This is a genomic window from Hafnia paralvei (assembly GCF_020150375.1).
GTDB classification, from domain to species: domain Bacteria; phylum Pseudomonadota; class Gammaproteobacteria; order Enterobacterales; family Enterobacteriaceae; genus Hafnia; species Hafnia paralvei.
The window spans coordinates 2,847,163-2,861,621 of sequence record NZ_CP083737.1 but is presented as its reverse complement, the minus strand read 5'-3'; the positions used below and the strand labels follow the sequence as shown (position 1 = coordinate 2,861,621).

The 14,459-nt window shown below is 52.0% G+C and carries 15 protein-coding genes; 2 read left to right on the top strand and 13 right to left on the bottom strand.

Annotation, left to right across the window (positions count from 1 at the left end):
- The first annotated feature begins 8 nt into the window (after window positions 1–8).
- Entirely contained in the window at window positions 9–989 is a 981-nt protein-coding gene (gene flgL / locus K9N75_RS13575; RefSeq protein ID WP_008813841.1) for a flagellar hook-associated protein FlgL, read from the top strand.
- A 115-nt stretch (window positions 990–1,104) separates the two neighbouring features.
- Here the strand turns inward: flgL and fliR are convergent, their stop codons facing one another.
- The 13 genes from fliR to fliF all read right to left on the bottom strand — a co-directional run bounded on the left by fliR (window position 1,105) and on the right by fliF (window position 12,947).
- Window positions 1,105–1,890, bottom strand: a complete 786-nt coding sequence (gene fliR, locus K9N75_RS13570; protein WP_004092151.1) for a flagellar biosynthetic protein FliR — start codon at window positions 1,888–1,890, stop codon at window positions 1,105–1,107.
- Window positions 1,891–1,898: 8 nt separating this feature from the next.
- Entirely contained in the window at window positions 1,899–2,168 is a 270-nt protein-coding gene (fliQ, locus tag K9N75_RS13565; protein WP_008813840.1) for a flagellar biosynthesis protein FliQ, read from the bottom strand.
- A 26-nt stretch (window positions 2,169–2,194) separates the two neighbouring features.
- Window positions 2,195–2,941 (bottom strand): flagellar type III secretion system pore protein FliP, encoded by a 747-nt coding sequence (fliP, locus tag K9N75_RS13560; protein ID WP_004092156.1) that lies wholly within the window; start codon window positions 2,939–2,941, stop codon window positions 2,195–2,197.
- The gene (gene fliO / locus K9N75_RS13555) at window positions 2,941–3,342 is read right to left on the bottom strand and encodes a flagellar biosynthetic protein FliO (RefSeq protein ID WP_008813839.1); all 402 of its coding nucleotides are present in this window, start codon (window positions 3,340–3,342) and stop codon (window positions 2,941–2,943) included. Before fliO ends, fliP begins: the two co-directional genes overlap by 1 nt.
- Window positions 3,342–3,779 (bottom strand): flagellar motor switch protein FliN, encoded by a 438-nt coding sequence (gene fliN, locus K9N75_RS13550; RefSeq protein WP_008813838.1) that lies wholly within the window; start codon window positions 3,777–3,779, stop codon window positions 3,342–3,344. Before fliN ends, fliO begins: the two co-directional genes overlap by 1 nt.
- On the bottom strand, window positions 3,772–4,785 hold the full coding sequence (gene fliM / locus K9N75_RS13545; RefSeq protein WP_008813837.1) for a flagellar motor switch protein FliM: 1,014 nt from the start codon (window positions 4,783–4,785) through the stop codon (window positions 3,772–3,774). Before fliM ends, fliN begins: the two co-directional genes overlap by 8 nt.
- Before the next feature lie 5 nt (window positions 4,786–4,790).
- The gene (gene fliL / locus K9N75_RS13540; RefSeq protein ID WP_004092168.1) at window positions 4,791–5,270 is read right to left on the bottom strand and encodes a flagellar basal body-associated protein FliL; all 480 of its coding nucleotides are present in this window, start codon (window positions 5,268–5,270) and stop codon (window positions 4,791–4,793) included.
- 881 nt (window positions 5,271–6,151) lie between these two features.
- Complete coding sequence (locus K9N75_RS13535; protein WP_224451731.1) at window positions 6,152–7,495, bottom strand: flagellar hook-length control protein FliK; 1,344 nt, start codon at window positions 7,493–7,495, stop codon at window positions 6,152–6,154.
- The gene (gene fliJ / locus K9N75_RS13530) at window positions 7,492–7,932 is read right to left on the bottom strand and encodes a flagellar export protein FliJ (RefSeq protein ID WP_039186302.1); all 441 of its coding nucleotides are present in this window, start codon (window positions 7,930–7,932) and stop codon (window positions 7,492–7,494) included. The genes K9N75_RS13535 and fliJ overlap by 4 nt, the downstream gene beginning before the upstream one ends.
- A gap of 192 nt (window positions 7,933–8,124) precedes the next feature.
- Window positions 8,125–9,486, bottom strand: a complete 1,362-nt coding sequence (gene fliI / locus K9N75_RS13525; protein ID WP_130961129.1) for a flagellar protein export ATPase FliI — start codon at window positions 9,484–9,486, stop codon at window positions 8,125–8,127.
- Window positions 9,483–10,244, bottom strand: coding sequence for a flagellar assembly protein FliH (gene fliH, locus K9N75_RS13520; protein WP_064573558.1), 762 nt, complete (start codon window positions 10,242–10,244; stop codon window positions 9,483–9,485). Before fliH ends, fliI begins: the two co-directional genes overlap by 4 nt.
- A complete protein-coding gene (gene fliG, locus K9N75_RS13515; RefSeq protein WP_004092847.1) occupies window positions 10,237–11,229 on the bottom strand; it encodes a flagellar motor switch protein FliG in 993 nt (330 codons plus the stop codon). Before fliG ends, fliH begins: the two co-directional genes overlap by 8 nt.
- Complete coding sequence (fliF, locus tag K9N75_RS13510) at window positions 11,226–12,947, bottom strand: flagellar basal-body MS-ring/collar protein FliF (protein WP_039186310.1); 1,722 nt, start codon at window positions 12,945–12,947, stop codon at window positions 11,226–11,228. Before fliF ends, fliG begins: the two co-directional genes overlap by 4 nt.
- 285 nt (window positions 12,948–13,232) lie before the next feature.
- Between fliF and fliE the strand changes: the two genes are divergently transcribed.
- Window positions 13,233–13,547, top strand: coding sequence for a flagellar hook-basal body complex protein FliE (fliE, locus tag K9N75_RS13505; protein WP_004092852.1), 315 nt, complete (start codon window positions 13,233–13,235; stop codon window positions 13,545–13,547).
- Window positions 13,548–14,459 lie beyond the last annotated feature (912 nt).

Genomic DNA, 14,459 nt, shown 5'->3' with positions numbered 1-14,459 from the left:
GTTATTCCATGCGTCTTAGCACCAGCATGATGTACCAACAGAATATGGGCAGTATCACGGATGCGCAGTCAGAATGGCAGCGCATTGGACAGCAGTTAACCAGCGGAAAACGCGTCATTAATCCTTCCGACGATCCGCTTGCGGCTTCGCAACTGGTGGGATTAAAACAGGCGCAGGCGCAAAACGATCAATATACCATGGCGCGCGGCTATGCACGCCAAGGTGTCTCGATGGAAGAAAGCGTGTTGCAGCAGGTGACTTCAACGCTGCAAGACATCACACCCGTGTTGGTGGATGGGGCTTCTTCAGGCAGTAAAAGCGACGATGACCGTGCATCCATTGCTAAACAGCTTGAGGGCATGCGCGATCAACTGCTGAATTTGGCAAACAGCTCCGACGGCAATGGTCGTTATGTTTTTGCCGGCTTCAAAAATGATACCGCGCCGTTCGAGAAAGTGACCGACCCTGTGACGGGTAAAGTCACTGTGAACTATAAGGGCGGCGATACCGCGGTAACACAAAAGGTGGATGCCGCACGCGATATGACCATCAGCCACACCGGTTCTGACGTATTCCAGAAGGCGTCTAGCAACCCGATCAAAGAGCCCGATGGTTCGGTCAGTAGCGATATTTTCAGCACGCTGCAAAAGGCTATTGATGCCCTGAAAACGCCGATTGCCGGTGCCACCGACGCAGAGAAAAAAGGGGTTAGCGACGCCATTGACTCTGCTAACCGTGGGTTGCGCAACACGCTGAACAACGTTTCACAGGTTCGCGCAGAGTTAGGGACCAATCTGAAAGAGCTGGACTCATTAGATGCCGTAGGCAGCGAACGTGCGATGACTTACACCAGCCGTATCAGTAGTACGCAAGACGTTGACTGGTATCAGTCAATCTCTGATTACAGTTTGCGTCAGGTTGCGTTGCAGGCGTCGTATAAGGCGTTTACGGATATGCAGGGGATGTCCCTGTTCCAAATGAATCGTTAAGTCCCCGTCATACGTGAAACTGCATCAAGGCGGCCAGTGAGCACAGCCTTGATGTAGTTCTCATCATTTAGAGATATCGAACGCTTGCGCATTTTTGATGAGCTGCTTATGCCCATCAAAGCCCCTGCATTCCGCCCATCACCTGCGTTAAACGCTCAAACACTTCGCTAAACAGATGTTCACTGAACGGAACAAGCATTGGCATCATCAGACTAAGGCTGAACATACCTATGGTGAGCGTGAGCGGGAATCCGACCACGAAAATAGAGAGCTGGGGAGTCATGCGGTTGAGCAAACCGAGCGCGGTATTGAGGGCGAGTAACAGGGTAATCAACGGTAGCGCCAACATTAGACCATTAACGAAAATGAGGCTTCCCGCCTGTGCCAGCATTAGAAAACCGTTACCGTTGAGCGGCTGTTCGCTAATAGGCAGCGTTTGAAAGCTTTCGGCGAGCAGAGAAATCATCCATAGATGGCCGTTAAAACTCAGAAAGAGCAGCATGGTGAGCAGGTTCAGCAATCGAGCCAGAATCGGCATGTTTGGGCCGCCGGAAGGGTCAAAAAAGGTGGCAAAAGAAAGCCCCATTTGCAGCCCGATCACTTCACCGGCAAGGCGAACGGCGGCAAAAGCAAACTGCATGGTTAGGCCGAGCGCGGCACCAATTAATATTTGCTGGGTCACTAGCCATAGCCCACTGATGCTGACGACCGGCGTGGGGTTACTGCCTAAATTAGGTACTAACAAAAAGGTAATCGCCATCGCTAGGCCGACTTTGGTCTTTTTGCTGATCGCTTTTTCACTCAGCAGCGGTGCGGTGCTGATAAGCGCTAACATGCGGACGAACGGCCAGAAATATTGGCCGAGCCATAACGCGAGTTGGGAGGTATCAAACGAGATCATCGCGATTTTTAGCCGATGATCGAGGGAATACTGGTGAATAGGGTACGCATGTAGTCAAGCAGTAGACTGAGCATCCACGGTCCTGCAATCACCATCGTGGCGAATACCGCTAAAATCTTGGGAATAAACGAGAGCGTCATTTCGTTAATTTGGGTCGCCGCCTGTAATAGGCTGATGACTAGGCCGCTAATCAATGCTGCCAACAGCAAAGGTGTGGCCAATGCCAAGCCGACTTTCATCGCCTGATAACCGAGTGCCATTACGGATTCTGGGGTCATGATTATTTACTCAGTGAGTGTGGCGGTTAACTATAAAAACTCTGTGCCAGCGATCCCAATAGTAGCTGCCAGCCATCGACGAGTACGAACAGCATCAGTTTAAACGGCAGTGAGATCGTGGCCGGAGGAACCATCATCATCCCTAGCGCCATTAATACGCTGGCGACAACCAAATCGATAATTAAAAACGGAATGAAGATCGTGAACCCAATTTGGAACGCGGTTTTTAGCTCGCTGGTGACATAGGCAGGGAGCAGAATGCGCATCGGTACATCTTCAGGCCCAGCCATCTGCGGCAGATTGGCTAATTTGGCATAGAGAGCCAGATCGGTTTCACGCGTTTGGCGCAGCATGAATTCGCGTAGCGGTTGTGCGCCGCGATCCATTGCCACGTCCATCGTAATTTTGTCTTGGCTAAACGGCTGATAGGCATCCTGATAGATTTTATCGAATACCGGCGACATGACAAAAAACGTGAGAAACAGCGCCAAACCCAGCATTACCTGATTCGGTGGCGCAGACGGCGTACCCAATGCGCTGCGTAACAGCCCTAATACGATAATGATGCGGGTGAAGCTGGTCATCATCAGCAGAGCGGCAGGCAAGAAGGTTAACGAAGTGAGAAAAACCAGCGTCTGTACCGGTAGCGACCAGTTTTGACCGCCGTTTGCCAGCGGCTGAGAAACGATGCCAGGGAGCTGAGCTAGCGCTAGCGGACTGGCGAGAAGCAATGCCGCCGCGCTGATCCCAAGAATGAAACGGTGAGGGCGCATTACGACTTATCTCCGCGCTTACCAAACTGTTGCTGCACCACCTGCTTGAAGATCTGGCTGAAATCCTGTTTTTTTGCAACAGGTTCAGCCTCAGACGGTGGTGCGGTGAAAGTGTGCAGATGCGTGATGTTTTGGCTGGTTACACCGAGCACCAGACATTGATTATCCACTTCGATCACCACCACGCGCTCGCGCGCGCCGAGCGAGCAACTGGCACGCACGTTAAGCAGGTTATTACGGCTGTTCTTGGGAGCAAAACCGAGACGCTTAACCAGCCAGCCGATAATCAGGATCAGCAGCAGTATTGCGCCCAGCGTGCTGCCAACCTGAGTCAGCACGCTGCCTGCGGGCACGACCGGCGTCGCCGGTGCACTGGTGACGGTTGAAGTGGCGGGAATCATCAGCGACTCAAACGGCGCATACGTTCAGAGGGGGTAATAATATCGGTGATGCGAACACCAAATTTATCAGCGACCACCACAACTTCACCTTGCGCAATCAGGTAGCCGTTAATCAGAATATCTAACGGTTCACCGGCTAAACCGTCCAATGCCACCACCGACCCCTGCGACAGACGCAGTAGCTCTTTGATCGTCATTTTGGTGCGGCCCAGCTCCACGGTTAATTTCACCGGGATATCCAAAATTAAATCAATATCGTGTAGGTTGCCGGCTAGCGGTGATGGATTATCCAGATTCTGGAAAATCTCATCAGCAGAATTCTCCACAGCACTTTTCGCCAAAGTATTTTCGGTGGTTTGCTGTTCGTTCATCGCTTCCGCCCACAGGTCGGCGGCGTCGTCATGACCTTCGGCAGACGGCTTGTTGACGTCACTCATTGGGCTGATCCTCGCTCAGAGCATTTAAAATTGGGTTAATAAGTCGTTCTACGCGTAATGCGTATTGGCCGTTTTGGCTGCCGTATTGGCAGGTTAAAACGGGCACGCCATCCACGTTTGCGATAAGTTTTTCTGGTTTTTCGATGGGTAAAACATCGCCGGGCTGCAGCTTTAATACTTCAGACAGGCGTAAAGGGATATCGACAAAATTGGCGACCAGTTCAAGCTCGGAATGCTGCACCTGCTTGCTGAGAGTATCTCGCCAGTGTTGATCTTCCTGCTTGGAGTTCTCTAACGGCGGGTTCACTAGCAGCTCACGCAGTGGCTCGATCATGGAGAAGGGGATACAGATATTAAATTCACCGCTCAACGCACCCACTTCGACAGTGAATGGCGTGGTGACCACAATGTCGTTAGGCGACGTAGTGATGTTGGTGAATTTAACCTGGATCTCAGAGCGAACATACTCCACTTCGAGCTTATAAATCGCGCTCCATGCGTCGCGGTAAGCGTCCAGCGCCAAACGTAACATGCGCTTGATAACGCGTTGTTCGGTATGGGTAAACTCACGGCCATCCACTTTGGTCGGGAAGCGACCATCGCCCCCAAACAGGTTATCCACCGCCATAAAGACCAAGCTTGGCGCAAAGACCATCAGCGCCGTGCCGCGCAGTGGGTTTAGGTGGATAAGGTTGAGGTTGGTGGGAACCGGTAGGTTACGGGCAAATTCATGATAAGGCTGAATTTTTACCGCACCCACTGTGATATCAGGGCTACGACGTAGCAGATTGAACAACCCCATGCGGAACTGACGGGCAAAGCGCTCGTTGATAATTTCTAGCGCCTGCAACCGTTCACGCACCACGCGACGTTGCGTCGTGGGGTCATAAGGGCGAACGTCGCTCTCACTTCCCGCGAGAGGGACTTCGCTATCAGGCTTGGCATTGTCGCTATCACCGTTAAGCAACGCGTCAATTTCAGCCTGTGACAGAATGCTATCAGACATAGTGGTTACCGCAGGATAAAGGCTGTAAACAACACATCGCTGACGATCTGCTTCGGCTGACCGGGAGCGATTGGCGGCATGAGAACGGTTTTAATATCAGACATTAGCTGAGTTTTACCCTGTTCGCTGGCTAGCGTAGCGGCGTGTTGACGCGAAAGCAGCATGAGTAAACGGCTGCGCATTTCAGGCAGATAATCGTTCATGCGTTTGCGAGTAGCCTCATCGGGCAAACGCAACGTTAATCCGATGTAAAGCACACGGTCTGCATCTTCACCATCGCTGATCAGATTAACGGTGAAGGTATCCAGCGGCATGAATACCGGCATGGGTGGCGGCGTTGGCTTGCTTTCGGTCAGTGATTCTTGCTGCTGATAATATTTCCAGCCATAAAAACCACCGCCAGCACCGGCAATGATGAGAATTAACAGTATCCATACCCACTTGGCACGCCGCTTAGTGTTCTTGGGGAGTGTGGTTTCAGACATAAGGGGATGATTCCTGTTACGGTGCAAAGAAGGTGCACATAAATTTTACTTGTGAGCTTTATTATCCTTGGCTTATGAGCGATCAATGGGAGGAATAGAGGGGGAAAATGGCGTTAATTGGGGGATTGTTATTGTAGCGCGGGGATTTTCTCTTGTTTTTGAGGTGGTGGTGTAAGAATTCGGATGCTATTTAGGCTCCCGTTTGGAATGGCGATATTTTATGGAATGGGGGGAAATGTCATATTCAATATCCTATGGGATTGCGGTGAAATGTTTCGTTCGCCGGTCAGCAAATGCGTTTCCATGACACCGCTTGCGAAGGCGACCGATGAGGGGCGCCAGCGCGCGCCCCTTCAAACCTCGCGCTTTTTATCCGAGATGCCATTTCCGCTCCGGTTTGGTATCGCCCATCCAGGGCGCCCCAAACTCCGTCACGACATCCCTGTCGTGCCGGCTCTCCCTACCAAGACTTAAACAATTAAAAAGGCAAAACAATATTGTTTTGTCTTTTCGAGTTGAATGAAATACATGATAGAACCGCCATCAGGGAAGATGGCGGTAGGTCGAGGGCGTACAGGATGTGCGCTCTGAGACCGGTCGGCCAAGCGACGCGGTAAAAAGCGCGAGAGTCGAGAGGTTACGCGCTGGTAACCTCTCGTCGGACGCCTACGCCTGCGGTTTCATGGAAACACAAATGCTAATGGGCGGACGAAAACCTTCACGGTTCTGGTATAGAAATAATCTGGATGGAAGGCGGCGATTGAGCCGCGTTGCTCGGACGCCTGCACGGAGTGCATGTCAGTTTCGGTGCACTAGGCGTACGAAATTCACTCTGAACTCACATATCAGACGACTGGAACATTACACATAAGCCACAGCGATTACACACTAATATCCACTCCCCCAACTCTCACCGATTTCGACGCAACGGTAGTTGCTATCACCGCGTCATCGTGGTTCTCGGATATGCTAAACACACCTGATGTCGCTTGACGATCGGCTGAGTTTTGCTGTGAACCGTTCCACTGTGGCTGAGCGTCACTGCCTACGCTGCTTTGTCCAAGCTGAATTCCGCTATCGGCTAGCGCCGTGCGGAGCTGAGGTAATGCGGCTTCAAGTGCCGCGCGTACCTGACTATGGCCAGAAGCCATATGCAGCTGTGCTTGGTTATCATCAATTCGTAGGCTGATTTGTAGCGTACCAAGATCTTGTGGATGTAACCGCAGCTCGGCGCTATGTTGGCCGTTTCGATTAAACATCATGATTTGTTGCCCCAGCGCTTGCTGCCATTCGCTGCTGCCTAGTTGCGCGTTTAATACCGGTGTGGGCAGCGGTGTGGTGGGGGCAGCTATCGTGTTGGTTATTACCGGGCTGCTGGCGGTGATATTGCTCAGCGCATGAGGCTGCGCGTGGGCTGGCTGCAAAGCGCTAGTCTCACTGTGCTGCGGCAGCGCATTTTCTGGCTGGGCGGCAAGCTTCAGCGGAATATCCGTTGCATTTGTCGGTACTGCTTTGGTTTCAACGGCAGACTTTAGCGCTGAAGGATCGACTTTTTTGCTTGATGCGGCGGTGATAGGCAACGAAAGTTGATGTTCGTCTAGCTCTGCATCTGGCTTGTCTGTTTTCAGCAGTAAGTGAAGATCTCGGCTAGCATCCTTTTTGTTTTCACCGGAAAGCAGGGTTAGGGCTGGTTCTGACGTATCCGTAACGGGGGTATCTGATAAGGCCTTGGGCAACGAATTTGGCAGCATGGCAAGCAGTGCGCTGATAGCCGCCTGTCCGGCTTGCTCGGTCTCTTTATCGGTCTCTTTGCCTGTGAGTGATTCGGTTAGCGCTTGCACGCTGCCATCGAGTGGCGCTTTACCTTTATCGTTCAGCGAAACATTAAGCGATGCCAACAGTTTTTGTTGCTGTTGAGGATCTAACTGAGCCAGTTGGCTCAATAGTTGCTGCGCGTCTTTGCCTTCTTCTGGCTGTGTCTTTGCCTGTTGCAGCGTTTTAGCCAGCGCGGCTTGCAAGGCTTTGAGATCGGTTTTTGCGGTTAACGCAGATCCTGTCTGCTTCGATGCATCCTGCGATGTTTGGCGTCCTTTAGTTAACGTATGGGCCTGTGATAAAACGTCGGAAAACGGCGCCGCGCTTTCTGATTGGGCGTTAGCTCCAGCACTATTGGAGGGTGTTGCGGTATGATTTGCAGCCGTAACAGCGAGCAATTGGGACGTCATGATTTTTCTCTCCTCATGGCGGCACGCTGGGCGTACTCATCCATCCGTTTTTGATCTTGTTTATTGAGCTGCATTTTTAGCTGCTGCTCCTGACGTTCATGCAGCGTACAAAATGCATTGAGACGCTGTTGTTTTTCCTGCCAGCAGCGGGTCGCTGTAGCTAGCCGAACATTGCACTGATTAAGCTGAATTCGATGTTGATCAATCGCTTGATCCAAGGTGCGAATGAACTGCTGGTAATTTTGCCAACGGGAGGCATCCATACCGCCGCTCATTCCCTGATTCAGTTTCTGACGATATTCATCTTGATAATTCAGTAACATACTGAGCTGTTGCTCTGCATGCAGGTATGCTTGACGCGACTTTCCCAATGCGGTTGTCGCATCATCAACATCTTGCTGTGCAAGGTCACGTAGTGTGCTCATAGGTGAAGACATAATTACCTCCTATCTCAAGTGCGCCAGAGCCGAACTCACCGAGCGCGCAGAGACTCCTATTTATCCCCGTCATACTTGAAGTGGTATGTGCGGTGGCTGTATTTGTTCACTCTCGTAACAGCGTTATTGATGCTGTTTGGGGCGTATAAACAGCCCTCTTCGTACAACGCCCCGTTATTGGGTCATAATGTCCTACGCGGGGAACAACGCCTGTAGGCTTGAGCAGGCATCGGTGTAGCCGCTGCGCTCGAAGATCCCTTGTTGCAAAAATGCTTCCAAATGGGGATATAGCGTAATGGCCTGATCCAGCATAGGATCGGAGCCTTTAGCGTAAGCACCGACGCTGATGAGATCGCGGTTACGCTGATAGCTAGAAAGTAGCTGCTTAAACCGTCGAACTCGTGCGTAGTGATCGTCGCTAATCAGCGATGTCATGGCGCGACTGATTGAGGCTTCAATATCGATAGCTGGGTAGTGACCGGCTTCGGCCAAACGGCGAGACAACACGATGTGGCCATCGAGAATCGCGCGTGCCGAGTCAGCGATAGGATCTTGCTGATCGTCGCCCTCAGTCAGCACAGTATAAAATGCGGTGATTGAGCCGCCACCGTGGGTGCCGTTGCCAGCGCGTTCAACCAGCGCTGGAAGTTTGGCGAACACCGACGGTGGATAGCCTTTGGTTGCGGGCGGTTCGCCGATAGCCAAGGCAATTTCACGTTGCGCCATCGCATAGCGGGTGAGGGAGTCCATAATCAGCAATACGTGCTGTCCACGATCGCGAAAATCTTCAGCAATGCGCGTAGCATAGGATGCTCCCTGCATACGGAGCAGCGGGGAAACATCGGCGGGCGCAGCGATAACCACTGAACGTTTGCGACCTTCATCACCGAGAATATTTTCGATGAAATCTTTGACTTCGCGGCCGCGTTCACCGATCAGCCCAACGACGATCACATCGGCTTGGGTATAGCGCGCCATCATGCCGAGCAGTACACTTTTCCCCACGCCCGAACCTGCGAACAGCCCCATGCGCTGACCGCGCCCAACGGTGAGCAGCGCATTAATCGCACGTACGCCAACGTCGAGCACGTCAACAATCGGCGTACGCTGTAATGGGTTGAACGGCATAGTGGTTAAACTGCCGACATCGGCTTCTTCCGGCGGGGGCAATCCGTCGAGCGGCTTGGCTCCGCCGTCTAACACGCGGCCTAATAGCATGGGGCCCAGCGGCAGTTGTTTGCCGCCGGACTGTAACCCGCCGCCTTGAGAACATACGCGCGCACCGGGAACAATGCCGTCGACGTCTTCAAGCGGCATCAAAAATAGCTGCTGCCCGTTAAAACCAACCACTTCAGCTTCGACCTGCTGGATTTTTACTCCATCATTACGTTCTATTAGACAGGTAGCGCCAATAGGGAGCTGAAGTCCACTGGCCTCGAGCACCAGTCCCGTCGCACGGGTCAGCCGCCCGTAGCGTCGGGCAGGTGGGATCTGCGGAATCCGCTTTTCAAAGGCATCTAAGGTGCTAAGCCAAGTATTGAGGCGTTGGGTCATAGCGGCAGCTCCGGCGCGGCCAGTTTGCACAGTTCTTGCCAGCGAGTGGCGATGCTGGCATCGAGTTCACCGCCTTCGGCGCTGATTTTGCAGCCGCCGCGGTGTAGCTGGGTATCGGCGAGTAAACGCCATCCTTGTTGCTCTAACTGTACGCCGAGCTGTTGTTGAATAATCGGCAAATCTTGCGGATTCACACGCAGTTGTAAATTGCCGTTAAACAACGGCTCCTGATTAATGAGGTGCTGGATTTGCTGTAACACCGCGCTGGCGTCGCAGACCGGAGACTGGCCGATAATCTGTTTTGCGGCGGTGAGCGCCATTTGCATTAGCCGCGCGGCAATCACGTTATCCATCGCCTGTAGAGAACTTTGAAATTCTTGGGCGAGCTGACGCCAGTGGTCTAGCAACGGTTGTTGCTCGGCTTGTGCCTGCTGTAATCCTTGCGAACGGCCTTCATTAAGCCCTTGTTGGAAACCGGTATCGTACCCTTGTTTTTCGCCTTGTTGCAGGCCGTGTTGATAGCCTTGCATTTGGGCGTCTTCACGCAGTTGCTCAAGCTCGGCCTGAGCAATAACGGCGGGCGTTGATTCGGCCGCTGGCGGCAGCGGCTCCATCTTAAACGCAGGCATTTTGGGTTTGCGGGGCGCGGAAAAATCGCGCATTTCCCAACGTTGCCACTGCTGATTAGTTTCCTCAATGGTGGCTTTAGGGAAAACCGCTTTGCGGAATCCCTCTTTATTATTTGGAGGATTAGACATATGCGTCCTCGCCGCCGCCGATCATCACTTCGCCACTTTCGGCTAAACGACGTACGATCAGCAGAATCGCTTTTTGCTCGCTTTCTACTAGTGATAGACGAATAGGTCCACGGGTTGAGAGATCGTCGCGTAGAATATCTGCCGCACGCTGCGACATATTGCGCATAAACTTCTCGCGCAGCGCTTCGTTGGCCCCCTTGAGGGCGATGAGCAGAGATTCGGACTCCACTTCCTGCAAAATGCGCTGGATGCTGCGATCGTCGACATCGACCAGATTTTCGAACAGGAACATCTCATCAATGATTTTTTGTGCCAGCTCACCGTCGTAGGTGCGCATGGCTTCAATGACAGACTCTTCTTGTTGGGTTTTCATCAGGTTGATAATTTCAGCCGCGGTGCGAATACCCCCCATTTTGCTGCGTTTGAGATTTTGTCCGTCGAGCAAACCGTTAAGGACTTCAGTCAGCTCTTGCAGGGCTGTAGGTTGAACACCGCCAAAGGTGGCGATGCGTAGCACCACATCGTTACGCTGGCGTTCGTCAAACTGCGCCAAAATATCGGCTGCCTGCGCACGCTTTAAGTGCACCAGAATAGTGGCGATAATCTGCGGATGTTCGTCACGAATAATATCGGCGGCGGCCTGCGGCTCCATAAAGTTAAGCGTTTCAATACCGCTGGCGGTTTCACGTGACTCGAGAATGTCCTCTAGCAGGCTGGAAGCGCGCTCTTCGCCTAGCGCTTTGACCAGCACCGAACGTAGGTAGTCGCTGGCGTTAACGCTGAGCGCTTCATACTGCTCAGCCTCGTCTTGGAACTCATTGAGCACTTCGCCCAGTTGCTGATGAGAAACCTGACTCATGGTGGCCATGGTGGTGCTGAGGTGCTGCACTTCGCGAGTGGAGAGGTGTTTGAACACCTCTGCCGCACGGTCTTCACCGATAGTCATCAACAAAATTGCACTTTTTTCAGTCGCGGTCATGGTCATTGTTCGTTACTCATCCATTGGCGAATTACCAGAGCGACCACTCGAGGGTCTTGCTCAGCCATATCACGTACGCGCTGTGCTTGCTGTTCAGCCGTGGCGCGTTGTTGCGATTTACGACGATTCTGTATTTCTTCATTACTTGGTTTCGCAGGCTGAACCGGCGTGGTCACGATTGGCGTTGGTTCAACGCGGCGAGCAGGCTGCGCGTTCGCCAACTGTTTGTTCAGCAGTGGCTTAACCAGTTTGCGCCACAGGATGAAGGCCACAATCAGTACCAGCAGATAACGGCCAAGAGTCATCAGCAGATCAAAGAAGCTGGATTGCTGCCAGAATGGCACATCACCACTTTCTTCAGCACTGGTGGTGAATGGCGTATTCACCACATTGAGCGTATCGCCTCGGGTTGCAGAGAAGCCCATGGCCTCACGCACCAATGCGGTCACTTGCTCCAGTTGTTGCGGCGTTAATGGAATACTTTTCCCGCTGGCGTTGGTGGCGTAATTAACGACCACGGCAACCGACAGGCGATCGACGTTCCCCGCTTTTTGCTGGGTGTGACGAATCGTGCGATCAACTTCATAGTTGATAGTTTCATCGCGGCGAGCGTTCGATGCAGAACTGCTGCGGCGTCCATTGGTATCAATGGTAGACGACGCCGGCCGCTGTGCATTGGCTGTATTGGCGTTGGCGCCACCGGCCTGTGGTGGATTAGTGATGTTACCCGTCGCCGCTGGGGCAGGTTGATTGGTTAATGCCCCAGGGACACCACCGGATAACTGTCCGCCGGACTGCGAGCTGTCGCTGAGTTGCTGACTACGTACCGCGGCTTGATTAGGAGCCTGATTCGGCTTGTATTCTTCGTCGGTCTGTTCACGTACGGCATTATCTATCTGTGCGGTGACCTGCGCGTGCACGTTACCATTGCCAACCATGGGCTGAAGAATGGCCTCAATACGGCGCTGAATACGGCTTTCAACTTCGTTGGCGTATTTAAGCTGGGTCGCGTTTAAGTCGCGTCCGGTGCCATCAGACTGGGTCAGCAGGTGACCGCCTTGATCGACAACGGTGACGTTCCCTGCGGGAAGACCGGCAACGCTGCTAGAAACCATATACACGATGGCGTTGATTTGTCCTTCATCTAGCGCACGCCCCGGTTGTAGATTTAAGGTCACGGAGGCGGAAGGCTGTTTTTGCTCGCGTACAAACAGAGACGGCTTAGGTAAGGCTAAATGTACGCGTGCAGTTTGCACTGGTCCGAGTGTTTCAATCGTTCGAGAGAGTTCGCCTTCCAGCGCGCGTTGGTAGTTGATTTGTTCGCTGAATTGGCTGATACCAAACTTTTCTTGGTCTAACAGCTCAAAACCTACCGCTCCACCTTTCGGTAAGCCCTGCTGCGCCAAGCGCAAGCGGGTTTCATGCACCTTATCGGCCGGAATTAACAGTGCAGTGCCGTTATCCGCAAAGCGATAGGGGATGTTCATCTGGGTAAGTTGGGTGACGATAGCGCCACCGTCGCGATCGCTGATATTGCTATACAGCACGCGATAGTCTGGTGATTTTGCCCACAGAGCGAGCACGGCGACAACCGCGATCGCAATCGCTCCGGCGATGAGCAATGGAATTTTTGGGTTAGCACGTAGACGATTCACTAGGGTAGCGAAACCGCCATCTCCGCTTTTTGCTGTGGTGCCCGCGGTACCGTTGGCTGAAGCGTTCATGTGCTTACCTTGTCTTTCAGTTGAGCCGGGAAATAACCCCGGAATAAATTAATGTCTTGCAAAACGGACTCCCTGACGCGCTATCAGCGAAATGTATTCAATCAGAGCCTTTTCTTGGAAGGTCTGCGGCTTACAAAAGTAGGCAGGGTATTATTCTGCGGGGAGGGGAAATTTGATGGGAGAATAAGGCCCTATTTTTGCGTCTATTTAGCGGCTTTACTCTTTGACCTCTATGGTAGGGTGATGCGCTATGGGTAAAAGTGATTAATCAAGAGGGTATCGGCAGTGGCGATAGTCGGAATTGAAGGCGTACTTCAGCAGTTACAGGCAACCGCAGTTTCAGCAGCCAATCGTAGTCAAAATAGCGAAGCCCCGCAGGGCGCATTTGCTGCGGAGCTCAAAGCGGCTGTTAACCGTATCAGCGAAACGCAAAATAACGCTCGTGTTCAGGCGCAGAATTTTGAGATGGGTGTTCCGGGCGTAGCGTTAAACGACGTGATGGTCGATTTGCAAAAATCCGGCATTTCGCTGCAGATGGGGATTCAGGTGCGTAATCGTCTGGTTGCCGCCTATCAAGATATTATGAATATGCAGGTTTAGCGTTGTGATGCTATTGTTTTATAAAGAGTTTATCTATTGCTAACTTTGCTATGGGGCATGGGTGGGGCAAAGTCAGATAATGTCTGGTTCAGCATGGCTACTTGCTCGCTATTTGTTTCCTCCATCCAAGCTCCAGAAACTTGATAAACCAGTTGTGCATTCATGATTTTTCTGGATAACCGGTGCGACGCCAGAAAACAACGCACAGTGGGCAAGTTCGTCTCATTGACGGCTATCCCCACCTAACCGGCAGGAAGGTCGGTATCAATTACACAATCCGCTTGGCTTTTTTCGTGGTCCGCATTCAGAGAAATCCAGAAGCACATATCCTTTTGATTTCATACAGCCTTCTACTTTTTTAGTTCTGGTATCGAGCTGCTCCATCGTCTCGCCTGCCTGCAGGCTGTTACGTCGGAACTTTTCATCCCATGAATTTAGCGAAAATTTCTTGTTAACTCCGCATTCGTATAGATCATCCCTGCGCTTCTGAACATCGGTGTGACCCATAGTTTGTGGCTTCTGGAACGTCTGAACATAGGGGAAGTAATCGTAATTACTTGAATCCAGATCTGCTACCACGCAGCCGGTTAACCCAATACAACAGATCAGACTGAGATTTCTTATCCCGTGCATCTTTTTAATCTCTTTAGAGTTAAGTATTAAACCTTTCCGTGGCCCTGTTTTCCCGAGCGTCCCTATTTATAGCACACAGCACCAGCCCTGCGGGGAGGTGAGAGACAATGCGAATATTCGGCTTGGTGACATATGTCGTCAATGACATGTCGATGAGCGAGTTTGATGATAACCCGTGTATTTAGCTAATGGGGCATATATAGGGCAAAAAATTACCGCAAAACACCTTAGAGCATAGTAATGCTTTTTGGTACTTTGCGGTAATGCGGTTCCTAAACT